This window comes from Agarivorans sp. B2Z047 (genome assembly GCF_023373605.1).
Lineage (GTDB): Bacteria > Pseudomonadota > Gammaproteobacteria > Enterobacterales > Celerinatantimonadaceae > Agarivorans > Agarivorans albus.
Window position 1 is genome coordinate 2,920,020 of record NZ_CP088080.1, and the last position, 22,046, is coordinate 2,942,065.

Annotated in this window: 24 protein-coding genes; 9 read left to right on the top strand and 15 right to left on the bottom strand. The window is 44.0% G+C overall.

Annotation, left to right across the window (positions count from 1 at the left end; genetic code table 11):
- Positions 1 to 16: 16 nt before the first annotated feature.
- From modA to nifL, 8 genes are all read right to left on the bottom strand, one after another.
- A complete protein-coding gene (modA, locus tag LQZ07_RS13475) occupies positions 17 to 784 on the bottom strand; it encodes a molybdate ABC transporter substrate-binding protein (protein WP_152784866.1) in 768 nt (255 codons plus the stop codon).
- 16 nt (positions 785 to 800) lie between these two features.
- Positions 801 to 1,637, bottom strand: a complete 837-nt coding sequence (locus tag LQZ07_RS13480) for a TOBE domain-containing protein (RefSeq protein WP_152784864.1) — start codon at positions 1,635 to 1,637, stop codon at positions 801 to 803.
- A gap of 257 nt (positions 1,638 to 1,894) precedes the next feature.
- Positions 1,895 to 2,521, bottom strand: coding sequence for a nitrogen fixation protein NifQ (locus LQZ07_RS13485; RefSeq protein WP_152784862.1), 627 nt, complete (start codon positions 2,519 to 2,521; stop codon positions 1,895 to 1,897).
- 8 nt (positions 2,522 to 2,529) lie between these two features.
- Positions 2,530 to 2,793: a 4Fe-4S dicluster domain-containing protein gene (locus LQZ07_RS13490; RefSeq protein ID WP_152784860.1), complete on the bottom strand. Its 264-nt coding sequence runs from the start codon at positions 2,791 to 2,793 to the stop codon at positions 2,530 to 2,532.
- Positions 2,793 to 4,109: a nitrogenase cofactor biosynthesis protein NifB gene (gene nifB / locus LQZ07_RS13495; RefSeq protein ID WP_152784858.1), complete on the bottom strand. Its 1,317-nt coding sequence runs from the start codon at positions 4,107 to 4,109 to the stop codon at positions 2,793 to 2,795. The genes LQZ07_RS13490 and nifB overlap by 1 nt, the downstream gene beginning before the upstream one ends.
- Before the next feature lie 145 nt (positions 4,110 to 4,254).
- Positions 4,255 to 4,722 (bottom strand): transglutaminase-like domain-containing protein, encoded by a 468-nt coding sequence (locus LQZ07_RS13500; protein WP_152784856.1) that lies wholly within the window; start codon positions 4,720 to 4,722, stop codon positions 4,255 to 4,257.
- Complete coding sequence (gene nifA / locus LQZ07_RS13505; RefSeq protein ID WP_152784854.1) at positions 4,722 to 6,269, bottom strand: nif-specific transcriptional activator NifA; 1,548 nt, start codon at positions 6,267 to 6,269, stop codon at positions 4,722 to 4,724. Before nifA ends, LQZ07_RS13500 begins: the two co-directional genes overlap by 1 nt.
- Complete coding sequence (gene nifL, locus LQZ07_RS13510) at positions 6,269 to 7,810, bottom strand: nitrogen fixation negative regulator NifL (protein ID WP_152784852.1); 1,542 nt, start codon at positions 7,808 to 7,810, stop codon at positions 6,269 to 6,271. The genes nifA and nifL overlap by 1 nt, the downstream gene beginning before the upstream one ends.
- 308 nt (positions 7,811 to 8,118) lie before the next feature.
- Between nifL and rsxA the strand changes: the two genes are divergently transcribed.
- From rsxA to LQZ07_RS13550, 8 genes are all read left to right on the top strand, one after another.
- On the top strand, positions 8,119 to 8,697 hold the full coding sequence (gene rsxA, locus LQZ07_RS13515; RefSeq protein WP_152784850.1) for an electron transport complex subunit RsxA: 579 nt from the start codon (positions 8,119 to 8,121) through the stop codon (positions 8,695 to 8,697).
- Positions 8,698 to 8,709: 12 nt separating this feature from the next.
- Positions 8,710 to 9,234: an RnfABCDGE type electron transport complex subunit B gene (locus LQZ07_RS13520; RefSeq protein ID WP_016401527.1), complete on the top strand. Its 525-nt coding sequence runs from the start codon at positions 8,710 to 8,712 to the stop codon at positions 9,232 to 9,234.
- 9 nt (positions 9,235 to 9,243) lie between these two features.
- Positions 9,244 to 10,713 carry an electron transport complex subunit RsxC gene (gene rsxC / locus LQZ07_RS13525; protein WP_152784848.1) on the top strand — a complete coding sequence of 490 codons (1,470 nt, stop codon included), beginning with the start codon at positions 9,244 to 9,246 and terminating at the stop codon, positions 10,711 to 10,713.
- Positions 10,713 to 11,717, top strand: a complete 1,005-nt coding sequence (locus tag LQZ07_RS13530) for an RnfABCDGE type electron transport complex subunit D (protein ID WP_152784846.1) — start codon at positions 10,713 to 10,715, stop codon at positions 11,715 to 11,717. Before rsxC ends, LQZ07_RS13530 begins: the two co-directional genes overlap by 1 nt.
- A gap of 2 nt (positions 11,718 to 11,719) precedes the next feature.
- A complete protein-coding gene (gene rsxG / locus LQZ07_RS13535; protein ID WP_152784844.1) occupies positions 11,720 to 12,334 on the top strand; it encodes an electron transport complex subunit RsxG in 615 nt (204 codons plus the stop codon).
- On the top strand, positions 12,331 to 13,017 hold the full coding sequence (locus tag LQZ07_RS13540; RefSeq protein WP_016401531.1) for an electron transport complex subunit E: 687 nt from the start codon (positions 12,331 to 12,333) through the stop codon (positions 13,015 to 13,017). The genes rsxG and LQZ07_RS13540 overlap by 4 nt, the downstream gene beginning before the upstream one ends.
- A 9-nt stretch (positions 13,018 to 13,026) precedes the next feature.
- Positions 13,027 to 13,293: an RnfH family protein gene (locus LQZ07_RS13545; RefSeq protein ID WP_152784842.1), complete on the top strand. Its 267-nt coding sequence runs from the start codon at positions 13,027 to 13,029 to the stop codon at positions 13,291 to 13,293.
- Positions 13,294 to 13,530: 237 nt separating this feature from the next.
- On the top strand, positions 13,531 to 14,070 hold the full coding sequence (locus tag LQZ07_RS13550) for a flavodoxin (protein WP_016401533.1): 540 nt from the start codon (positions 13,531 to 13,533) through the stop codon (positions 14,068 to 14,070).
- A gap of 60 nt (positions 14,071 to 14,130) precedes the next feature.
- Here the strand turns inward: LQZ07_RS13550 and LQZ07_RS13555 are convergent, their stop codons facing one another.
- The 7 genes from LQZ07_RS13555 to LQZ07_RS13585 form a co-directional block, all read right to left on the bottom strand.
- Entirely contained in the window at positions 14,131 to 14,304 is a 174-nt protein-coding gene (locus LQZ07_RS13555) for a hypothetical protein (RefSeq protein WP_194164196.1), read from the bottom strand.
- Positions 14,305 to 14,405: 101 nt separating this feature from the next.
- A complete protein-coding gene (locus tag LQZ07_RS13560) occupies positions 14,406 to 14,813 on the bottom strand; it encodes a DUF3465 domain-containing protein (RefSeq protein WP_194164195.1) in 408 nt (135 codons plus the stop codon).
- A 395-nt stretch (positions 14,814 to 15,208) separates the two neighbouring features.
- Complete coding sequence (gene eutC, locus LQZ07_RS13565) at positions 15,209 to 16,093, bottom strand: ethanolamine ammonia-lyase subunit EutC (protein WP_152784840.1); 885 nt, start codon at positions 16,091 to 16,093, stop codon at positions 15,209 to 15,211.
- Positions 16,090 to 17,493 (bottom strand): ethanolamine ammonia-lyase subunit EutB, encoded by a 1,404-nt coding sequence (locus LQZ07_RS13570; protein ID WP_152784838.1) that lies wholly within the window; start codon positions 17,491 to 17,493, stop codon positions 16,090 to 16,092. The genes eutC and LQZ07_RS13570 overlap by 4 nt, the downstream gene beginning before the upstream one ends.
- A gap of 66 nt (positions 17,494 to 17,559) precedes the next feature.
- Positions 17,560 to 18,600, bottom strand: a complete 1,041-nt coding sequence (locus tag LQZ07_RS13575; RefSeq protein ID WP_152784836.1) for a TRAP transporter substrate-binding protein — start codon at positions 18,598 to 18,600, stop codon at positions 17,560 to 17,562.
- 87 nt (positions 18,601 to 18,687) lie between these two features.
- Positions 18,688 to 20,010, bottom strand: a complete 1,323-nt coding sequence (locus tag LQZ07_RS13580) for a TRAP transporter large permease subunit (protein WP_152784834.1) — start codon at positions 20,008 to 20,010, stop codon at positions 18,688 to 18,690.
- The gene (locus LQZ07_RS13585) at positions 20,007 to 20,516 is read right to left on the bottom strand and encodes a TRAP transporter small permease subunit (RefSeq protein WP_152784832.1); all 510 of its coding nucleotides are present in this window, start codon (positions 20,514 to 20,516) and stop codon (positions 20,007 to 20,009) included. The genes LQZ07_RS13580 and LQZ07_RS13585 overlap by 4 nt, the downstream gene beginning before the upstream one ends.
- Before the next feature lie 406 nt (positions 20,517 to 20,922).
- Between LQZ07_RS13585 and LQZ07_RS13590 the strand changes: the two genes are divergently transcribed.
- Positions 20,923 to 21,882 carry a helix-turn-helix domain-containing protein gene (locus LQZ07_RS13590; RefSeq protein WP_152784830.1) on the top strand — a complete coding sequence of 320 codons (960 nt, stop codon included), beginning with the start codon at positions 20,923 to 20,925 and terminating at the stop codon, positions 21,880 to 21,882.
- The last annotated feature ends 164 nt before the right edge of the window (positions 21,883 to 22,046 follow it).

The window sequence follows — 22,046 nt, forward strand, 5'->3', positions numbered from 1 at the left end:
CTCCTTTGCCATTTGGCTACTTAACGTCGTATCCAAAATCTCTAATTAGCTGCTTAGATTGTTCTGTTTGCAAATAAGCTAAAAATTGTTTTGCGGCCGCATTGTTACTGCCTTGCTTGAGTAACACTGCGTCTTGTTTAATTGGTGAGTACAGTTCATTTGGCACTAACCATACCGAGCCGCCATTTAACTGCTTATCAACGAGTACTTGGGATAACGCTACAAAACCCAGATCAACTGCGCCAGAACTAATTTGTTGGTAAGTTTGTCCAACAGATTGTCCCTCTACAAATTTGGGCTCAAGTTTGTTGTAAACGCCAAGATTTTTCATTACGCTAACCGCGGCAGCCCCATAGGGAGCCGTTTTGGGGTTACAAATAGCGATATGCTTTAATTCCTCTTTTAGTATTTCACCTTTGTCATCAACTAACTCTGGGTTGTTCGACCACAGCACCAAGGACCCCAGGGCATAGGTAAACTGGCTACTTGGCTCTGCCAATCTCTCTTCCAGTAGTAAACTAGGTCGTTGTTGGTCAGCAGCTAAAAACACTTCGAAAGGCGCACCATTTTTAATCTGTGCGTATAACTTACCCGTTGAACCAGCAGACACTTGAACGTGATGCCCGGTTTCTTTTTGGTAGTGTTCGACCAAGGCCAAAACAGGCTTATAGAAATTTGCGGCAACAGCAACTTTAATCTCTGCCGCTTGAACGCTTGTTACCTTTAGTGTTGCTACAACCAGTAAAACCCAACTAATACATAACTTGCTTAATGCTTTTTTCATTACTACTTCCTAGAGTTCAATAACTACAAATAATGACTGCGGATGCACTAAAAGAGACGGCTACTTGATACTGCTCTTTTATATCGAGTTGTTCCTCAAGTACGCTTGGAACAATAGCGGATAAGTTTTTTTGTTCGGCTAGCTGGACACTAATATCCAAGTTGTCTGGCCCCTTATTTATACGGCTAACCCGCCCTACAAATTGGTTAGTGTTACTTTTGGCGGTATCTGCACCTTTGCGAATGCTTACTTGAGAGGCCTTTATCAAGCACAATACTTCGCTTCCTAACGTAAGATTTAGCTCTTCTACAGATTCCATAGACAGTAAGGCGTTAACGGTTAGTTGGCGGCTTATTGCCACTTTAACCAAACAGTTAACTGATTTTTTATCAATCAACACAACTTGGCCAAGTAGTTGATTTCTTGCGCTGCAACGCAAACTCATACGGCGCATTAGTTGTCTAAATTCAACTACGTTTAGCTGCTCATCGCAGGGGTCGTTAATTTTCGGCTTCAATTGTTCAAAAGCTTGTTGATACTCAAGCTCTAAGGCTCGGTATAAACTTAACAGGCCGATTCCGTAATCGGTCAGCTGAGTTCCGCCTCCATGTTTACCGCCACTTTTTTTAATGACCAAAGGATGTTCAGATAAGTTGTTAATTGCATCTAGCGCATCCCAAGCTGCTTTATAAGACATAGGAATAGACTTAGCCGCTGCACTTAGAGAACCGTATTCAGTAATGGCCTCTAAAAGTTTTATTCGTTTATCACTAAGAAATGGGCCTAGCTCACTACAAAGCTTAATTTTTCCCATCAGTGGTTGGTTGGTATGATTAAGTTCTCTTAAGGTCATATTCGCACCTATACAACGCCTTTAGGCGCTCAGTTAAATTGAACAAATGCGAACTAAACGCACCGTTAGTTACCTTATTGCAAGCACGACGCCAACCAACAAATATCATTAAGAAGCCCGTTAACATTAGGGTTAAGCAACAAAGTAAGGTGACTAATAGCTGTAGCGAAGCTAACAAACTACGCTGTATTGTTGGGTATATAACGAAGGCCTAAAACAAAAAAAAGGGCTAATTAAATTAGCCCTTTGAAACAGTTTTAATCAACAAAGCATTCGGAATAGGATGAACATTCCTGACAACTTGGTGCTCTGCAAACGTAGTCCCCACCTTGCTGGCAAAGCTGACGGTAAAAGAAACGTTTCCAGCGCATGTTGTTAGTATTTTGCTGATGTAATAACGGAAAGTTGTACTTAAGTAATTCACCAAGTTCACTACGATTGCGCAGCCCTAAGCTATGCCAAAGATGCGATTGAGATAAACAGGCAGTGGCCACAATAATTGCCATTTGAAAGGCAAAAGGCACTTTGTCGTTGCAATGAGCAAATAGCAGCGCACTTAGCTCGTTGCGTTCTTGCATGCGTAGTTCAAATACTTCTTCTAGTACTTGAGCGCGTTTACGCAAACCCGCTTTAAAAGGCTGTTTCCACAAAAGCTCTTGTTTACTAATATCGTCACTAGCAATTGCCCGTTTTAAGTCCATATAACTGGCATTATCTAAGCCAAGACCATAAGGCAGTTCGGCTTGGCCGTTCAATTGGCTATGAATGATCAACTTAAACCAATTTCTATTGTGCATAGACATTGGCGGGCAAACCCGAGATAAAGCTTGTTGCCACTCTGTACCTATAAAACTAGTGGTTTCTTGAAGAGTTTGTATTTCCATAAACGCTCCTAACTTAAGGCAATAACGTTGGCTTCTTGGGGTAAACCAGTTAACGAACCCGGTGGATTTAACGCACAACCGTTTGCATCAACAATGGCGTTTTCAACAGGGCAGATTTGGGCACATTGAGCACCATTAACATTGTTTGCACACTCATCACAGCGGTGTGCAATTACCGCAAATTGTTTATCGCCACTGGTAATGGCTTTACTAGGGCAAACTTCTTTACAGGCATAACACGCTATACATGATTTAGTAATTGATAAGGCCATTAGCTACACTCCCCCATGCTACAGCTAGATTTGCTTGTGGTTGCCAGTTGCGCAGCTAACTGCTGTTGAAGGTCTTCAAGAGCGCCCCGTATATCCCGCAGGGCATAATCGGTGTTTGCTTTTACGTTCATTGCAGACAATTCCTGCTGCGGAGCATGGCCAATTCGACTACACAAGATTGTGTCGACGTGTTTTAGTTGGCTTAAATCTTTGACTGCGGAGTCATCGCACTGTTCACTGCCTTGGCAATACTGCTGCCAAGAAAAGTCATCTAACTGAGTAATCTCGTCTGCGCTTACTCGATACATAGAAAACTGCGTGGCGTGGCCAAAATGCTGATCAATCAAGCTCAAACTACTACTAGCAACAGCAACCTGTATCGACCTTGCTACCTGTGCTGGCTCACTATTCTCGAGCGCAGCCAAATCTATGTCTTGGCCTAACTTACCAACAGCGTCAGCGCGGCATTGCTGGCAATGAGTCATTTGCTGCATACTCTGACCAGCTTGCTCCCTAGCAAAGTTTAGCTCTTGCTTGGTGGGTTCTCGCTGACCCATTAAACCGAAGTAAGTACCGTGTACTGGATCAGAGATTAGCGGCATAATGTTGTGAATAAAGGCACCATATCTACCTAATTCTTTAGCCAGCGATTCAATATGAAAATCGTTGATCCCAGGGATCAATACCGTATTAACTTTTACCAGCATCCCCGCCTTGATAGCCGCTTCTAAACCCAGTAATTGGCGATCAATTAAAGTTTGCGCTGCTTCTCTACCCCTCAAGCGGCGTTGGTTGAAATACACCCAAGGGTATATACGTTGGCCAATATCAGCATCAATACAGTTAATGGTAATGGTTAAATGCCTAACGCCAGCATCGATCAGCGACTCAAGTTGATCAGCTAAGGCCAAACCATTAGTAGAAACACACAGATGAACTTCAGAACCGACTTTCTCGATGGCTTTTAAACTTGCGAAAGTAGCCTTAGGATTGGCCAAAGGATCTCCCGGCCCTGCAATACCTACCACTTGGGTTTCTGGAACATGCTGTTTAACTTTTACAAAACGCTTTACCGCAGCTGCTGGAGAAAGCAACTTAGAGACGACTCCGGGTCGGGTTTCATTACTGCAATCAAATTTTCGATTACAGTAATTACATTGAATATTACAAGCAGGCGCTACGGGTAAATGTATTCGGGCATACTGATGGCCTTCTTTTGAAAAGCACGGATGTTTTGCTACTAAAGCAGCTTGTTTACTGGCTTGTGCGCTTAACGGATTCTCTCCATTGGCTTGCTTAAGTGGTTGTATTGTCATGAAAAGCTTCCTTGTACACTACTATAAAGTAGCTATTGCAAGGGCCATTCCAAAAAACTTTTCTTTTAATTACAGTAACTTATTAACCAGTTGCTTGAAACGTGTGGGTTTAACTGTCGTGTTTGTTGGAAACACGACAGCCTTGCTAACATGTGTTTTTCACAAATTTGTTCATGCCTAGGTAGCCAAGGTGATAACAAATTTCATTTGGCAAAAACCATTTGTAAACTGTAATCGCTCTATTCCTAGAGGCGGTTTTTAGTAGGCCCGCTAAACTTAACGGGCCTTTTAGAAAACCATTGTCGATACAGTAGTAGTCTTGGTCCTGTTGGAAAGTGCTAACGAAGTGCCCAGAGTTTGAGGCTTTGCCAAAATCTCCCCAAGCTACAAACAAGAGTTTTGTTTCTAATAGGTCTAGGGCTTGTAAATGATGAAGAGCAAAAGCGGCTAGGTCATAACAAAATCCATGACCATCGCGCAAGGTTTCAGCCGGAGTTTTCCACCAGAAGCCATTTAAAGCGGCTTGCTTACGCTGTTGTTGATTTGTATAGCTAAGCCGCTGTTGCATAAACTGGCATAGGTCCGTTACATCGCTAAATGCCAGCTGTTCCATTAAAGCTGTCTAACGTTAATATTCATTACTTGAATACGATAAGCTATTTGCCTTGGTGTCATATTGAGTAGGCGAGCAGCTTTAGCTTGCACCCATCCAGCTTGCTCTAAGGCTGCAATAACTCGCTCCCTCTCGTCCATTTCCTGGCTTTCCAAGTTAACTTTTTCGATGCTTGGCCGTGGACTAATTTTAGGGCCATCTAAACCATCGATAACAATTAAATCTTGATCAATTACCCCACTTTCGCTCATCACCGATGCGCGTTCGAGCAGGTTCTCCAACTGACGAACATTACCGGGCCAGTCATAAGCCATCATCATACGAATGGCGCCATCGGTAAGCTGTAGCTTACGCCGTTGTTGTTTAGCCAGTTTTTCAATTAAAAACTCAGCTAAGTCGGGTAAGTCTTCAATCCTGTCACGCAGCGGTGGCGGGAACATAGGCATAACATTTAGTCGGTAATACAAATCTTCGCGAAAACGATCTTGCTTAACCTCTTCTTCTAGGTTTCGATTTGTTGCCGCCAAAATACGCACATCTACGTTAATGGTTTGGGTACTACCTACCCGCTCAAACTCACCTTCCTGTAATACTCGCAATAACTTGGCTTGAAAGGCTGAAGAAATTTCACCAATTTCATCTAAAAACAGAGTGCCACCATCAGCCATTTCAAAACGGCCTTTGCGCTGTTTTATCGCTCCGGTGAACGCGCCCTTTTCATGACCAAACAACTCAGACTCCAACAAGTTGTCGGGTAAGGCTGCGCAGTTTAATTTAATAAAAGGCCCAGTAGCTCTGGGCGAGTTGTAGTGAATAGCATTAGCAATAAGTTCTTTACCGGTGCCCGATTCACCGCGTATAAGTACCGTGCTATCCCATTTAGACACTAAGCGAATTTGCTCAAACACTCGGCGCATTACCCGAGAATGACCAACGATGTTGTCCATACTGTAGTTGCTTCTTACTTTGCGTCTTAACCTGTCGCGTTCAGCCTCCAATTGGTCAGTTTGTACGGCGACGTCTTTGGCAAGCAATACACTTTTTGCAATTAGGTTTGCGGTCATCTCCAAAAACCGGGTAAACAAAGCTAGTTTTTCTGGAGCATCTATTTGTGGTTGAGCAGCCAATACGCCTAATACTTCATTGGATTTCTTAATCGGTACCGCAATAAATGGTAAATCTAATGCGTACAAATCAAGTTTATCTGCAAAGCGTAAATCGTTAGACACCTTGCTTAAAACAATAGGCTGTTTCTGTGTTAACACCGTACCAACGATGCCCTCGCCTGGTCGATAACGAATGTTTTTAGCAACACTATCGTTGGCATGATTCGGCGTATGCACTGTATCGACGCTAAGCATTTGCTCGTTTTCGGCAATGAGCGCTAACATTGCGTGTTGTAACATGGCTTTGTCGTGCAACACTTGCAGCACTTTGTTTACACTTTGTTTGTAATCCAAGCTATTAGTTAATACGCTGCTTACGTCGTACAAAGCTGCCAAGTGTTGCTCGGCGATATGTGATTCGCGTTTTGTTGAATAGTCCATTATTCACCTCGCTTACGGCTACGAAGAGGAAGAACGATGCGAGCTTTACAGCCGCCTAATGAAGTTGATAAGTACTGAACGGTACCGCTGTGTTCACTCACTACTTGCTGCACAATGCTCAAACCAACACCACGACATCCGCTGTTATTGTTTGGTTTGGTACTGTAGAAGGGTTCAAACACCTTTAGCTGCAACTCTTTTTTAATGCCTGGCCCACTGTCTTCGACAGTGACTTCTATTTCGTCATCGACTAATTGGGTGCTACAAACAATTTCACGGCGTGTTTTCTTACCATAATCGATAGCTTCTATCGCATTATCTATAAGCTGTTTTAAGGCCACTCGAATACGAGAAGGCTGTCCAGTTAACGAAGGCAAGGTACCGTTTAAACTTAGTTGCATAGTAATGCTGCGATTTAGTAAACGGTCGCTGGATAACTCGGTCACTTCATGCACCAATTGATTAATGTTTACCGACTGGCTTGCCTCGTAGGGTTTACGCGGTAAGGCGCTTTCTAGTTGGGCAATTGCAGCATGGCCTGCTTCTAAACCAGCTTGCATTGCGGCTGTTCTGGCACAACTATTCGATACACCACAAAACATCTGTAAGGCTGAATCAATCATGTTGATTGGCCCTTGGATCTGATGAATTGCCGCATGCAGCGCCTCTTGCATACTATGTAAGGCTTCTGACTCTTCGGTGGAACGGCGCAACTCCGATAACTGTTGCTGAGCTTGACGGCGCCGTTCCTTGGTTACCTCACTTAAGGTAATAACCAAGTAGCGGCTAACTTTAGGTACAAAATAATCATCAACTTCAGACCCGCTGATATTCACAGTAGATACGCAACAGCTAAACCAGCGTTTACGCTTGCCCTTACCTACTTCAACATTAAAAGTCTGCCCTTCGTTAAACGAGCCATCAACTTCCTGTTTACCTTTTGACTGATTTAAAGCAATCGCTACCGGTTCATCGCTAAAATCACTGCGCAAGGTTTTGTAAGAAAGGTTATCTAGCACAACTTGATGACTTTGGTCGAGCAAGGCGATAGCAACAGGCGCTGTATTCAGCACTGCTTCAACCATTAACTTTTGATTAGCCGCTATAGTTTGTTGCTGATGACGTTCACTAATATCTCGATGAACACTCATATAGTGGGTAATATTGCCTTGCTGGTTACGTAAGCCGGTTATCGATAACTCTGCAAGATAGCGTTGACCATTTTTCTTCTTATTAACTAAACGCCCTTGCCAACTCCCTCCGCTACTTATGCAGCCCCATAGTCCTTGGTACACCTCCTTTGGCGTTGTTTTATAACTAAGTAAAGAATGGTTTTTTCCAATCAAATCCTTTTGCTCGTATCCGGTAATTTCGGCAAACCGCTTATTCACAAACATAAAGTTTGCGTTTAAATCACTTACCGACATAGCCATTGGCATTTGCTCTAACACACTAAAGCATTGCGATAGGATTTGGTTTTCACTTAATGGAGCAAGATCTTCAAAGGCCTGCTCTAAAGTAGATTTAAGTTCATTCATCATTCAATCAATCCTTTGCATTGCTGAGTTAATCGCTGAACATACAGCTACAATGCAAGCGGCATTCCTCCCTGCGACACTACGTGCCACAAGGGTCGGCTGAATAAACATTGTTTGATTTACAACAATTTTAACTAATCTATCAGTTAAAATTGTTGTGTTTGTCACCCTAAAACTGCCCTTAGAAACTCAGCCAACAAGCGACTAAAGCCCTGTATTACTCGGGTTCTTTCCCCAATATGGTTCATTTCACCAACTTGGTACATGCAATGCAGTACTGCCATTAGTAGTACAACTGTGTGGAGTATTTGATGGCCGACTACCTTCTCATTTTTATTAGCACTGCCGTGGTAAACAACGTGGTGTTAGGCAAGTTTCTTGGTTTGTGTCCGTTTATGGGGGTATCAAACAAAATCGATAGCGCCTTGGGTATGGGTTTAGCAACTACCTTTGTATTGTGCTTAGCGGCTATCGCCGCTTGGCTAATAGAAGCACTGCTACTTGCTCCCTTAGGCATTCAGGTTATGCGAATTTTGGTACTCATTTTGGTCATAGCTGCTGTGGTTCAACTTACCGAACTGATTATTCAAAAAAATAGCCCCGAGCTTTACCAAGCCTTAGGCATATTCCTGCCCCTTATTACCACCAACTGCGCCGTGTTAGGCGTTGCCTTACTGGTAGTTCAAAACAACATGAACTTTTTACAAACCCTTTGTTATGCCTTTGGTTCTGCTGCGGGTTTTAGCTTAGTGATCGTGTTATTTGCTGGCTTACGCCAACGCTTAAAACTAGCCAAAGTACCAGCAGCGTTTGCAGGCTTACCGATAGCATTTATTACCGCTGGATTACTGTCGATGGCCTTTTTAGGTTTTAGCGGCTTAGTGAACTAATAGGAGAAAGCCATGATTTTTATATCAATCATTTTACTAATCCTACTAGGAGCAAGCCTTGGAGCATTGCTGGGTTGGGCCTCTAAAGCACTTAAAGTAGAAGGTGATCCCCGAGTCGATGAACTCGAAGCCATGCTACCCGGTGGCCAATGTGGTCAATGTGGCGAACCAGGCTGTCGTCAAGCAGCAGAGGCCATGGTTAAAGGCAACTTGGCTCCTACCAGCTGCCCGCCAGGCGGAAATGGCCTTGCAGCCAGCATAGCCAACTTACTAGGCGTAGAAGTGAGTAACGATCCCGATGCTGTGCCTGTTGTGGCTTATATAGACGAAAGCCAATGCAGCGGCTGCACTCGCTGTTTTAAAGCCTGTCCCTTTGATGCCATTGTTGGCGCCAGTAAACAGATGCACACGGTCATTAGTCAGGTTTGTACTGGTTGTCGTTTGTGCGAGAAAGCTTGCCCGCAGGGATGTTTAAGCATGCAAGCCCAGCAAGTACAGCTTAATACTTGGCAATGGCCAAAACCTCAAACGGCTTAAGGAGTGACTATGTTTAATCTAAAACCTAAACCGTTTAGCGGTGGCGTTCACCCCAAGGGCTATAAAGAGCTTACCCAGCAACAAGACATTAGCAAAGGCTTTGTGCCAGACCGGGTGTACTTAGGTATGCAACAGCGCAACGGCTCCATGCTTAACAGCCTCGTAGCTGTTGGTGACACTGTAGTTAAAGGCCAACTTATCGCCCGTGGTAGTAACGACATGACGGTGCCTTTACACTCACCAGTAAATGGCACTGTAGTAGACATAAAGCCCTACTTAAGTAGCCACCCATCTGGAATAAAAAGCCAGACCTTGGTCATTGCCAATAACGGTGACAAGCACTGGGGTATTGATTACCCGCCAAGCGACTACCAAAAACTTAGCCATGAACAAATTGTTGAACGAGTCCTCGAAGCTGGCATTGTTGGCCTAGGTGGAGCAGGTTTTCCTACCGGGATAAAGCTTCGCTTAGCCCGTAAGTCAAAGGTACATACCTTGCTCATTAATGGTGGTGAATGTGAACCTTACTTAACCTGTGATGATCGCCTTATGCGCGAACAAGCTGCCGAGATCATCGCGGGGATTAAGGTAATGGCAAAAGCCATTGGCGCTACAAACTCCATTATTGCGATTGAAGATAACAAACCAGAGGCCATTAACGCCATTAAACAAGCGAGTGATGGCTTTAGTGGGACCAGCCTTAAAATTGTGCCCAGCCTTTACCCCATGGGCTCTGAGCGTCATTTAATTAAAGCGGTCACTGGTATTGCTATTGGTCCTGGGCAGTTAAGTACTGCTCAAGGCATATTGGTTCACAACGTTGCTACAGCTAAAGCGGTTTACCAAGCAGTGCGTTATCAGCGCCCCCTGATCGAACGCGTGATCACCGTATCAGGCGATGCCATCGAAGCTCCAGCCAATATCACCGTGCCCATTGGTAGCTTAGTATCACAAGTTATTGCGGAATGTGGCGGCCTAAAAGCCGAAGCGAAGAGAATGATCGCTGGTGGCCCAATGATGGGACAAGTATTGCCATCGCCCTTTGTGCCGATAGATAAAAGTGTCGGCGGTCTTTTAGCCTTAAGCGAAGAGCAAATTAACCAGCGGCAAAGCCAAGACTGCGTGCGCTGTGGTAACTGCGTAAAAGTATGCCCAATGGGCTTAATGCCCTTTCAAATGGCTGCGCATAGCAATAATGATGACTGGCAAGGCGCACAAGAATTTGGCTTAGACTCCTGCCTATTGTGTGGTGCGTGCAGTTACATTTGCCCTTCTAGCATTCCTCTCGTGCAGTATTTCCAGCACGCTAAATCAAACATCAACGCACAACGTAGCATGATGCAGAAATCAAACTTAGCCCGCCAACTTACCGAGGCACGTCAACAACGCTTAGCCCGCGAAGCAGCGGCAAAAAAAGCAGCCAAAGCAGCTAAACGTAAACGCCCTGCTCGTTCCCGCAGTACTCAAGGAGAAAGCTAATGGCTATAAACAACCCAATAGCAGCACCACATACCCACTCGGGCTTATCCACTACTAACATTATGTATTTGGTAGTGCTCGCTCTTAGTCCAGCGGCTTTATATGGGGTATGGATTTTTGGCTTGCCTGCTGCATTAGTCATTGTTAGTTGCTGCATTAGTGCATGGCTTAGCGAAATAGTTTGCCTGCAACTACAAGGTAAAAATTGGTTAAGCAGTATAGATGGTTCGTCACTGCTAACCGCGCTGCTACTGGCGATGAGTTTACCTGCCAGTACCCCTTGGTGGGTGGCCAGCTTTGGTTGCATATTTGCCATCGTGATTGGTAAACATGTTTACGGCGGTCTTGGCCATAACCCTTTTAATCCCGCCATGTTAGGTCGTGTAATGCTGTTAATCTGTTTTCCAATAGAGCTGACTAACTGGCAAGCTATTAGTATCCCAAGCGTTGGTTCTGACGGCTTAATATTTAGTCAACAATGGCTAGGCATAGACGGCGTAAGCTCGGCAACCCCTCTCGCTGATTTAAATCAAATCGTTGAATGGAAGGGGCTACTGTTTGGTGAACATGCTGGCAGCTTAGGAGAAACAAGCGCCTTGTTTATAGCCTTAGGCGGGCTGTTTTTAATTTGGCGCGGCATCATTCGCCCTTATATACCCTGCGCGTTGCTTCTTGGCTTAACTATTCCTGCAAGTATTGCGCACTGGCTGCACCCTCAAGACTTTGCCTCGGGATTAGCACATTTGCTTTCTGGTGGAGCCATGTTAGCGGCCTTTTTCATTGCTACCGATCTTGTCACCTCACCCACTAGCCCTCGAGGCCAAATACTGTTTGGTGCTGGTTGTGGCTTACTTATTTGGCTAATTCGTAGCTTTGGTAGCTACCCAGAAGGCGTAGCATTTGCGGTGCTAATCATGAATGCAGGTACACCAGTAATCGACCACTATTTGAGGCCAAAAATATTTGGCAGCCAATCATTATTTAAACGCAGCAAAGGAGCTTAATCATGACCTTACCTTGCGTTGAAAAACATATTAACAGCAGTATCTACCAATCTATTTCGTTAGCCGTTGCTGTGGGCCTCTCTAGCGCACTGTTGTTGGGTTTAAACACAATTACAGCGCCTGTAATCGCCCAGCGAGTAAACGAAGACAAGCTGGCGGCTATCGATTTAGTCATGCCAAGTTCTTACTACCAAAATGCCTTATTAGCTACAGAGCACCCTTTTGAAGTAGAGCAGCGAAGCTACACCGTTTACAACGCGCTAGACCAACAAGGCCAAACCAGCGGTTACGTAGTGCAAGTTACTGCCAAAGGCTACGCTGGCCCAATTAACTTATTAGTTGGTGTAGACGCATCTCTCGCTATCTTAGGCGTTCGTGTATTAAGCCATAGCGAAACACCCGGTCTTGGCGACAAAATTGAAGTAGCTAAACATCCTTGGATTTTAAGTTTTAACCAAAAAAGCCTGAGTAATACTTCAAAAAAGGCATGGGCCGTAAAAAAGGACGGTGGAGAGTTTGATCAATTTACCGGTGCTACCATTACGCCGCGCGCAGTCGTGAACGCAGTGCATCAAGCTTTAAAGGATTTAGAGTTAAAACAGGGAGAGAAGGCATGAGTAAATACAAAAACATCATTGCCGACGGTTTATGGAATAACAATGTGGTACTTGGCCAGTGTTTAGCTCTTTGTCCGTTGTTGGCGGTAACGTCTAGCGCGACCAACGGTTTAGGCCTTGGCTTAGCGAGTTTGGTGGTGATGGTAATGGCAAACTTGATCAGCGCCCTAAGCAAAAACTATGTTAGCCGTGCGGTGCGCATCCCAATAAACATTTTAATGATAGCCACCTTGGTAACCATTACCGATATGTTATTGAATGCTTGGGTTCATCCCCTACATAAAGTATTAGGCCTTTTTATTCCGCTTATTGTCACCAACTGCGCCATTTTGGGCCGAGTAGAATCCTTCGCCAGCAAACAGGCACCAGTACCTGCAATAATAGATGGTTTCGCAATGGGCATTGGTTTTACCTGGGTATTAGTGTTTTTAGGTGGTGTACGGGAGATTATCGGCTCAGGCACCTTATTTGCCGACGCCCACATATTGTTAGGCCCCGCTTTCAAAGCCATAGAGTTCACGATAATCCCTGATTACCGAGGGCTGCTGTTAGTAATTTTACCGCCTGGTGGATTTTTAGTTCTTGGTGGATTGCTTAGCCTGCATAGACTCATCCAGCAAAAACTAGAAAACAGAGCGAAACCAGCAGCAGTTTGCTCCGCCAAAGTTAGCGTTCAGCAATAGGAGGTTACTATGTTAGTGAGCATTGCCTACGCCACCCCTCAGCAGCAACTTTGCATTAATGTAGAAGTGGTAGAAGAAAGCAGCGTGATTAACGCCTTGCATCATTCAGGCATCTTAGATTTATGCCCGGAAATACAACTGGATAAACAAAAAGTCGGAGTATTCGGCAAATTTGTAACCTTAGAAAGTCAGTTGGTTGCAGGAGACCGAATAGAAGTTTATCGGCCTATCACATGGAAGCCGCCAATAGACGAGGATGAAGACGATGATGATTAAGCAACAGACCAGAGCCTAGATCTAAATCAAATAAGCAATAAGCTAACAACTTATTGCTTATTTGCTTCTATTCATCTGCTCGCTTCGTCTTAAAACAAACAATCTTCAACAATAGCTCTGTTGTATTTATAACAAAAACAATAAGCGAAAATCATAAGTCATTGTAATTGCGTAATATATTTAGTGGATTACATCTTGCATTAAGCTATATAAGCCAGCTATTTAAGGAGTACTATCATGGCAGATGTAGGAATCTTTTTTGGGACAGACACCGGAACAACACGAAAAATTGCTAAGCAAATTCATCAGCAATTAGGCGCTGATCTTAGCGACAAACCGCTGAATATTAATCGCGTTGATATCGACACCCTAAGCAGTTACAAAATGTTAATCCTAGGCACCCCAACTTTAGGCGAAGGCCAACTACCCGGACTAGCCGCAGATTGCCAAGCAGAAAGCTGGGACGAGTTTTTACCTCAATTAGAAGTTGCAGATTTCTCCGGCATAAAAGTCGCGTTGTTTGGTTTAGGCGACCAAGTAAACTACGCTAGCGAGTTTGTAGATGGATTAGGTGAGCTTTACGACGCCATCGCAGAAACCGGCGCAGATCTCGTTGGCGAATGGCCAGCAGAGGGCTACGAGTTTGATGATTCATCAGCCTTGTTAGACAACGGTAAATTTGCAGGGCTAGTGCTAGATAACGACAACCAGAGTGAGTTACATGCAGAACGAATGGCTGGTTGGCTAGAGCAGATAAAAGCAGAGTTTGGCGTTTAACCACTTACCTTCTTATAAAAAAGAGCGCTTAAGCGCTCTTTGTTTATTGCCTTATTGAAACTATACACCCTTATTATGTAAGGTTTTGCAGCCACATTGTTGGCATACTATGTAGCGGTCTAACAAATCTAAAGAGGCGCCAACCGCACTTGCAGTACCACCAAAAAAGCCTTCCATAAACGCTTTAAACTGTTCAGTTTTGCTAGTGCCATATTTAGACGGTTTTTGCTTCATTAACTCTTTGTGATAGGTCTCTTCACCACACTTTTTACAATACTGCTTAAATATACAACGCTTCCTTGTTTAATAATAATCAGTTCTCTATGCCAGTGGTCTTAATCGTATTGCACACCGCGATGCTTTAACCAACCGTCGATGTGGCGACCTGCAGGATCATGATGAGTCCAATGAATTACTCCACCCTTATTGTTCCATTCGTACTCACCGAAAAACTCTACCTTATCCCCTACTCTTAGGTTTTTGAGGCGCGGGGCTAAATCGATATTGTGAGCAACCAACAGGGTTTGGCCATTGTTTAACTTAAGAATAAATCGTTGATGGCGTGAACCCTGTTCGTCATCCGCTAATACTCTTACAACGTAACCTGAGCTATTAACCTGCAAATCACTGACTTTGTTCTTAAAAGCTGAGGCGATTTGCTGCTCACCACTTGCTAGTGCAAATAAACTAAAACAAGCTAAGCTCAGCAGCACAGCGAATTGATATAAAGTTTTAAAAGACATAGAGAATTTGTTCCTAAATAAGCCAAAACACTCAGTTAATAATTAATATTATCAATATAACTTATAAAGTTCATCAATTAACAATCACTAGTTGCCAGAAATTGGCTGACTAAGTCTTGGGATTAACTAGGGTCTGTTGATCTTTAATGTTGAAATTTTGTTCGAGATAAGCGGGCTTTAATCGCGGTAAGCACTTAGAAGCCTAGTGGGCTAAGCAATAAGGGCTTAACAAGGAGTAAAGTTCGCTTATCCGAACCTTTCAGGCAGCATTTTTTAGCCATTTATTCAGCGTTAGCGAGTGATTATTAAGCCCACTTAACTGCACACTCACTGCCTTGCCTAAATGGCTAAGAAATCGCTGCAAAAACCATCAGCGAAGATCAACAGGCCCTAGATTATTTATCTTTGGCAGCCGACACTAGAAATTGGCTTTTGGGATTAGATTCGAGATTTGTACTGTCTTCAACCACCAATGAACGGTCTTTTAAACCTATGCCAGTACATTTAGTTTTCATTGACTCGGTTAATAAGTAAAAGGCTTTATGGCTAGCCTCTTCATAACAAAGGCCTTCTGGGCGTATGTTGGAAATGCAGTTTCTGCTTGAATCTTTAGCGCCGCGTTTAGGGTTCCAAGTAATATAAATACCCATGCTGTCAGGCGATGTAAGGCCGGGACGCTCGCCAATTAAAATTAGGGTGATTTTAGCCTTTAGGCACTCACCTACATCATCTCCAACCGCCACACGCCCTTGTTTGACAATGATTAAAGGTGCTAAAGACCAAGGGTATTTATCATCCTTAGTTAACTTGGTCACCAAACTTTCTATCACTGGCGCAGCATGGTGTTGAATCGCGGTTGAAGAAAGCCCATCGGCTACAACAATAGCTAAGTCATACTCTTGACTACTTTTCTCTCGATGCTCTAGCAAACTTTGCCACGAGGCTTCGCAGAGTTGGCGGCCAAGATCGGGGCGCTGTAGATAGGTCATTCGATCATTAGCTTTGCTGCTTACTACCATGGGAGCATGTTTTGTATGCGTTTGAACAGCCGATGAAGCTTGTAGCTGCTCTATAAGACTTTCTACAGCTAAGGCCTTATGCACCGCGTCTATCGCACGAGCATGGTCCAGTTGAAAAGGTAGTAGCTGTTGAGTGGGAATACTGGTTCCAGCGCGTCCAAGCGCAATACGCGCCGACGTAAACTGCTTTAAAGCCTGCCAAGGATTTTCGGTAACTAAACCAATAGCCTTGCCGCTTGATGTTGTAGAAGGCTTACTCATAGTTCATTTTTCTCAACTAAGGAGATAGGCGAGCTAAATGCTTGGGCAAGATTTTGATTTAGTTGTACTTTCTCTACGTCACTAAATATATCCATGTTACTTAACCATGTCTCAAACTCTGGAGCAGGTTTTAAGCCGAGCACTTTGCGAGCATAAAGCGCATCGTGAAAGGAGGTAGTTTGATAATTAAGCATAATATCGTCAGAACCAGGAATGCCCATAATAAACGAGCAACCTGCCACCCCGAGCAATGTAAGCAAATTGTCCATGTCATTTTGATCGGCATAAGCATGGTTGGTGTAGCAAATGTCACATCCCATCGGTAGGCCAAGCAACTTGCCACAAAAGTGGTCTTCTAAACCAGCTCGAATTATTTGTTTACCATCAAACAGATATTCAGGGCCAATAAAGCCCACAACCGTATTCACCAAAAACGGATCGAAGTGGCGTGCTACTGCATAAGCCCTGGCTTCGCAGGTTTGCTGATCAACCCCAAAAAAAGCATTTGCCGATAACGACGTTCCCTGGCCGGTTTCAAAGTACATCACGTTATTGCCAACGGTTCCGCGCTTTAACGACAATGCGGCGTCTTGAGCTTCTTGTAGCACATTGAGATTCACACCAAAGGTGTCATTGGTGCCTTGTGTTCCGCCAATGGATTGAAAAACCAGATCAACAGGCGCGCCTTTATCTATGGTTTCTATGGTGTTTGTCACATGAGTCAATACACAAGACTGGGTTGGAATTTGATAATGCTGAATGACTTCGTCTAAAAAGTTTAGAAGCTTGATAGTTTGCGGAACATTATCAGTGGCTGGGTTAATACCTATTACGGCGTCACCATTGCCATACATTAAGCCATCAAAAATTGTCGCGGCAATGCCATCTAAAGAGTCTGTTGGGTGATTAGGCTGTAAACGAGTAGATAGTCGACTTTCTAATCCAACAGTGTTACGAAACGCCGTGATTACACGACACTTCTTCGCTACCAAGATTAAATCTTGGTTACGCATTATCTTGCTTACTGCTGCAACCATTTCTGGGCTAAGCCCAGGCCGGAGCGCCGCTAGTGCTTCGGCGTCTGCTTCGTCACTTAATAACCAATTGCGAAAATCCCCAACGGTCATATGTGCGATGGGCGCAAATGCCACGCTATCGTGGCTATCAATAATTAGCCGGGTAATCTCGTCAGTTTCATAGGGAACCAACACTTCGTTTAGAAAGGTTTTTAAAGGCAAGTTAGCTAATGTCATTTGCGCTACAACACGCTGCTCGGCAGTTTCTGCACTCACACCCGCAAGAATATCGCCCGAGCGCTCTGGAGTAGCCTTTGCCATTAGCTCGGCTAGTGAGCCAAAGTTGTATACGGTGTCCCCTTGTTGCCAGCGATACGCTGCCATAGCTATCCCTTTCGTTGTACTTTAAATAGCAGCAACAACGACTTACGCCGTTGCTGCTCAGGTTTGTTAGCTGTAGCGGTAAGGTCTACCTGCTTTTTCCATGTCAGCGTTGTATTTCTTAAAGATTTCTACAATCTTAGCCTTAGTTGGCGATTCTTTGGCGATTTCATCCCAGAATACATGAGCCTCTGCTTCAACCGTAGCCCATTCTTCATCAGGAATGGAAGTTAGCTTCATATCACTACCCTCAACTCGCAGTTTAGCTTCGCCACCCCAGTACCACCATTGACGGTAATAATGTGATGTATCTAAACATAGTCCTAGAAGCTCTTTAAGGTGATCAGGTAATGCATTGTAGCGATCCATATTGGCAAAGAATGAACCAATCCAAGCACCAGAAATATTGTTTGTTAAGAAGTAATCGGTAACCTTAGACCACCCCACGGTGTAGTCTTCGGTAATGCCCGACCAAGCAATACCGTCTAGTTCTCCCGTTTGCAGAGCCACCTCAACATCTTCCCAAGGGATAGATACCGGCACCACACCAAACTTAGCCAAGAAGCGACCAGCAGTTGGGAAGGTAAATACTCTTAACCCCTTAAGATCTTTAAGGCTAGTAATGGGCTTTTTAGTAGCAAAATGACAAGGATCCCAAGCACCTGCAGAAATGTGCTTAACACCTACTTTGGCGTACTCTTCTTTCCAAATTTTGTCTAAACCATATTGATTAAACAATACAGGAACATCTAGTGAATAACGGCTACCAAATGGGAAGTAACCGCCAAAGGTGGTTACTTCTGTAGGAGAAGCCATAGAGTCATCATCAGATTGAACCGCATCAATGATGCCTTTTTGCATGGCGCGAAATAGCTCGCCTGTTGGCACCAGCTGATCGGCAAAATAGAGCTCAATTTGCATCTCTTCACCGGCAATGCGGTTAAAGGCTTCAATGGCCGGTTTTATCACATGCTCAGCTAAAGCTGGACCTGCATAGGTTTGCATACGCCATTTAATCTTCGGGCTAGCGGCAAAGGTTTTGGCCGGAGCCAACATGGTACCCGCGGTAAGTGCAACAGCACTTGTTAAAAACTTACGTCTTGAGTTCATTGTTATCCCTCCAGTGGATTATTGCTAGCAGACCCTTGCCCGCCTTAAGGTAAATATTGGTTAATAAGCTTTTGAATAAGTTAAGTTTTACTTGCCATATACATAATCAGGAAGCCATAAAGCTAAACTTGGAAAAACCATCACTAGGATTAATGCAAAAACCATAATGCCGACAAATGGAACTACCGAACCGTAAATGTCACGCAGGCTAATTTGCGGCGGAGCCATAGCCCGCATTAAAAAGAGGTTGTAGCCAAAAGGCGGCGTCATATAAGCAATTTGCGAAGTCACGGTATAGAGAACGCCGTACCAAATAAGGTCAAAACCTAGTGCATTAACCAGAGGCACGTATAGCGGCGCGACAATCACCAACATAGCGGTGTCGTCTAAAAAGGTGCCCATCACCAAAAACGACAACTGCATTAAAATAAGAATCGCCCAAGGCCCAAGCCCTAGCTGCTCGGTAAACAGATGTTCAATGGATTTTACTGCGCCCAAGCCATCAAATATGGCCCCAAAACCAAGGGCAGCAAGAATGATCCACATAAACATACAGGAGATAGCCAAGGTGCTACGCACAGAGTTCTCAAATACCTGTTTGGTCATGCGCCGTTTGAGAATAGCGGCCAAGAATGCTGCCATTGCACCAATAGCCGAGCTTTCTACTAAGCTTGTCCACCCATTAACAAAAGGAATCATCATTGAGGCAAAGATGCCTAGGGGCAACAGCCCTGCCCTAAGTAGCCTTAGTTTTTCGGCCATAGGCACGTTACGTTCTTCCTCGCTTAACACCGGGCCTAAGCTGGGGTTAATCCGACAACGTACTGCAATATAGATAATGAACAGTGTTGCCATCACCAAACCCGGAATAATGCCGGCTAGCCACAGCTGACCTACTGGCTGGCGCGCAATCATCGCGTAAAGCACCAATACCACCGAGGGAGGCACTAATATGCCTAAAGACGAACCGGCCTGAATAACCCCGGTGACCATTTTTTTGTCGTAGTTACGCTTTAATAGCTCGGGTAGCGCAATGGTGGCACCTATCGCCATCCCTGCCACCGACAAGCCATTCATTGCCGATACCAGCACCATAAGCCCAATGGTACCAATGGCTAATCCACCGGGCATCGGCCCCATCCAAACATGAAACATTTTGTATAGGTCGTCGGCAATTTTTGATTCCGACAATACATAGCCCATAAAAATAAACATTGGCAGCGTAAGCATCGGGTACCAATTCATTAGCTTCATGCTGGCAATAAATGGAATTTCGGCGCCGCCGGTTCCCCAAAGTAATATGGCGGCAATTGAGGCTACCGCGCCTATTGCAGCAAATACACGTTGACCCGTTGCCATTAGCAACATCATCAACGAGAACATCATTGTTGCTATCATGCCGTAACTCATTTGATCTGAACTCCTCGAATAACTGCAATATCTTTAATTAATTGGGAAATGGCCTGCAAAATCATCATCACAAAACCGGTGCACATTAGTGCTTTAATAGGCCACAACAATGGGCGCCAAGCAGAGCGAGTTCGTTGGCTATATTCAAGGGAGTAAAGTGTGCTTTCTAAGCCACCGTATAGCAGTACGATTAAATAGAAAATCAAGAAGAAGATGGTGAATGCATCAACCCAAGCGCGTTTTTTAATTGACCAATTCCCGTAAAAAAGGTCCATGCGCACATTGGCATTTAGCTGCATCGCATAAGCGCTGCCAATAATGTAGTAAGCAACCATCATGAATTGCGCAGACTCTAAGGTCCAAAGAGACGGCATAAAGAAAGTTTTTGATACCGATGACCACATAAGCACGCCAACAATCAAAAATATTCCATACATCATTAAGCGACCAACTCTTCGATTGAACGCATCAACATATTTGACATAGGCGATAATAAAACTCGGCATTAACTTTCCTTTTTATACGAACACATGGGTAAAACCTTTTTCCCATTTACAGCTGTTAATACTTAAAGCAGTACAGCTGGCTAATTTTTACCCACGTCTAGGGTCCAAATATTCCAGCTATACATCGAAGAACATTTGCAAGAATTGGCCTTGTGATTCCCTGCTACCCAAAGGTTAAGTAGCCATATTCTCACCCACATTTATTAACAAATAAGGCAATATATTCTTAACATTTTAACTGGACCAGTTTTTGCTGCTTCTTGAATCAACAACTACAAGTAAGGTTCAGCAATAACTATTCCGAATAACTATCAATAATCGGCAATATTAAAAATATATATAAAACAACAAGATAATAGGCATATCGCCCTAAATTGGTTCAGAGTTTGAATCGAGGAAGATAAATATGGTGGCAAATACGCAAACAAACGGTGACTCATTGTTGTGCACAATTCACTCAAATGATGCAAATCATCAAGCGGCAAACTTAGTTAATTGGCAGCAAGAGTTTGATCAACTAAGCCAAGGTCGCTTTGTTGGCCAAATAAATGAAATTAACTTCCCGAATATTCATGTATTTCGCGAAGACACAAACCAAGAGCTAAGGCAGCAATGCCGTGTTGAAGAAGGAGGATTATGGATAGGTTTTAGTAGCAACCAAAAAAGTTGTCGAATTAACAACCAAACTACCCGCCATAGTCAGTTTTTATGCCGACCAGGTAGCCTAGACTTTGAATTGCTCACGCCCGAACACTTTTCTATTTATGGCTTGGTATTGCACAAAAGTTTATTCAGCCAATTAGAAGAACAACAAGATGAGCCAATTATTAGCCAAAGTTTTTATAGCCTGTGGCTAGATAATATCCCCGCCAATACCTTACAAACCTTTCAGCAATACCTATCACAACTGCTACAAACAGAAGGCAGTCGCTGGAGCAGCAACACCCAAGCGCTTATTTTAGAAGACGCAGTGCTTAACCTGCTTAGCCAAGCACAAAAACCCGCTGTAGTTAGCCACCCTGCGTTAGATCAACGCCAGCGCATTATGCAACGGGTTAAAAGCTATCTTACAGAATCTCGTCTTAAAAATCCTATTACCGTTAGCGAGCTATGTGCTGCAGTGCATGTTAGTCGCCGTACCCTGCAATATACCTTTAGCCAGTGCTGCGATATGACACCAAAACAATACATTCAGATAATTCGGCTAAACCAAGTTAGGCGAGCATTACTAAATAGCCAGCATCAACAAACCATTGCCGAAGTGGCATTTGATTATGGCTTTTTTCATTTAGGACAATTTTGCCGGGATTACAAAAGACTGTTTTGCGAAACGCCCAGCGAAACCAGACGCCGAGAGTTTGCTTAACCTTGTACTTTGCTAGAGCGTATATTGAGCGCAGTTTAACAAGCAAGCCCTGCCTTGGACTCTAGCTATTTTTAACGCTCCAATATGGGGCTGATAATGCTTGGCAAAACTCGTGTAGCGAAGCGGAACCGAGCTAAGCTTTAGCAGTCCCGATCTTTATTGGC

What these genes read in the sequence shown, in the direction of transcription:
- modA (WP_152784866.1), bottom strand. Translation starts at nt 784, where the DNA reads ATGAAAAAAGCATTAAGCAAGTTATGTATTAGTTGGGTTTTACTGGTT.
- LQZ07_RS13480 (WP_152784864.1), bottom strand. Translation starts at nt 1,637, where the DNA reads ATGACCTTAAGAGAACTTAATCATACCAACCAACCACTGATGGGAAAA.
- LQZ07_RS13485 (WP_152784862.1), bottom strand. Translation starts at nt 2,521, where the DNA reads ATGGAAATACAAACTCTTCAAGAAACCACTAGTTTTATAGGTACAGAG.
- LQZ07_RS13490 (WP_152784860.1), bottom strand. Translation starts at nt 2,793, where the DNA reads ATGGCCTTATCAATTACTAAATCATGTATAGCGTGTTATGCCTGTAAA.
- nifB (WP_152784858.1), bottom strand. Translation starts at nt 4,109, where the DNA reads ATGACAATACAACCACTTAAGCAAGCCAATGGAGAGAATCCGTTAAGC.
- LQZ07_RS13500 (WP_152784856.1), bottom strand. Translation starts at nt 4,722, where the DNA reads ATGGAACAGCTGGCATTTAGCGATGTAACGGACCTATGCCAGTTTATG.
- nifA (WP_152784854.1), bottom strand. Translation starts at nt 6,269, where the DNA reads ATGGACTATTCAACAAAACGCGAATCACATATCGCCGAGCAACACTTG.
- nifL (WP_152784852.1), bottom strand. Translation starts at nt 7,810, where the DNA reads ATGATGAATGAACTTAAATCTACTTTAGAGCAGGCCTTTGAAGATCTT.
- rsxA (WP_152784850.1), top strand. Translation starts at nt 8,119, where the DNA reads ATGGCCGACTACCTTCTCATTTTTATTAGCACTGCCGTGGTAAACAAC.
- LQZ07_RS13520 (WP_016401527.1), top strand. Translation starts at nt 8,710, where the DNA reads ATGATTTTTATATCAATCATTTTACTAATCCTACTAGGAGCAAGCCTT.
- rsxC (WP_152784848.1), top strand. Translation starts at nt 9,244, where the DNA reads ATGTTTAATCTAAAACCTAAACCGTTTAGCGGTGGCGTTCACCCCAAG.
- LQZ07_RS13530 (WP_152784846.1), top strand. Translation starts at nt 10,713, where the DNA reads ATGGCTATAAACAACCCAATAGCAGCACCACATACCCACTCGGGCTTA.
- rsxG (WP_152784844.1), top strand. Translation starts at nt 11,720, where the DNA reads ATGACCTTACCTTGCGTTGAAAAACATATTAACAGCAGTATCTACCAA.
- LQZ07_RS13540 (WP_016401531.1), top strand. Translation starts at nt 12,331, where the DNA reads ATGAGTAAATACAAAAACATCATTGCCGACGGTTTATGGAATAACAAT.
- LQZ07_RS13545 (WP_152784842.1), top strand. Translation starts at nt 13,027, where the DNA reads ATGTTAGTGAGCATTGCCTACGCCACCCCTCAGCAGCAACTTTGCATT.
- LQZ07_RS13550 (WP_016401533.1), top strand. Translation starts at nt 13,531, where the DNA reads ATGGCAGATGTAGGAATCTTTTTTGGGACAGACACCGGAACAACACGA.
- LQZ07_RS13555 (WP_194164196.1), bottom strand. Translation starts at nt 14,304, where the DNA reads ATGAAGCAAAAACCGTCTAAATATGGCACTAGCAAAACTGAACAGTTT.
- LQZ07_RS13560 (WP_194164195.1), bottom strand. Translation starts at nt 14,813, where the DNA reads ATGTCTTTTAAAACTTTATATCAATTCGCTGTGCTGCTGAGCTTAGCT.
- eutC (WP_152784840.1), bottom strand. Translation starts at nt 16,093, where the DNA reads ATGAGTAAGCCTTCTACAACATCAAGCGGCAAGGCTATTGGTTTAGTT.
- LQZ07_RS13570 (WP_152784838.1), bottom strand. Translation starts at nt 17,493, where the DNA reads ATGGCAGCGTATCGCTGGCAACAAGGGGACACCGTATACAACTTTGGC.
- LQZ07_RS13575 (WP_152784836.1), bottom strand. Translation starts at nt 18,600, where the DNA reads ATGAACTCAAGACGTAAGTTTTTAACAAGTGCTGTTGCACTTACCGCG.
- LQZ07_RS13580 (WP_152784834.1), bottom strand. Translation starts at nt 20,010, where the DNA reads ATGAGTTACGGCATGATAGCAACAATGATGTTCTCGTTGATGATGTTG.
- LQZ07_RS13585 (WP_152784832.1), bottom strand. Translation starts at nt 20,516, where the DNA reads ATGCCGAGTTTTATTATCGCCTATGTCAAATATGTTGATGCGTTCAAT.
- LQZ07_RS13590 (WP_152784830.1), top strand. Translation starts at nt 20,923, where the DNA reads ATGGTGGCAAATACGCAAACAAACGGTGACTCATTGTTGTGCACAATT.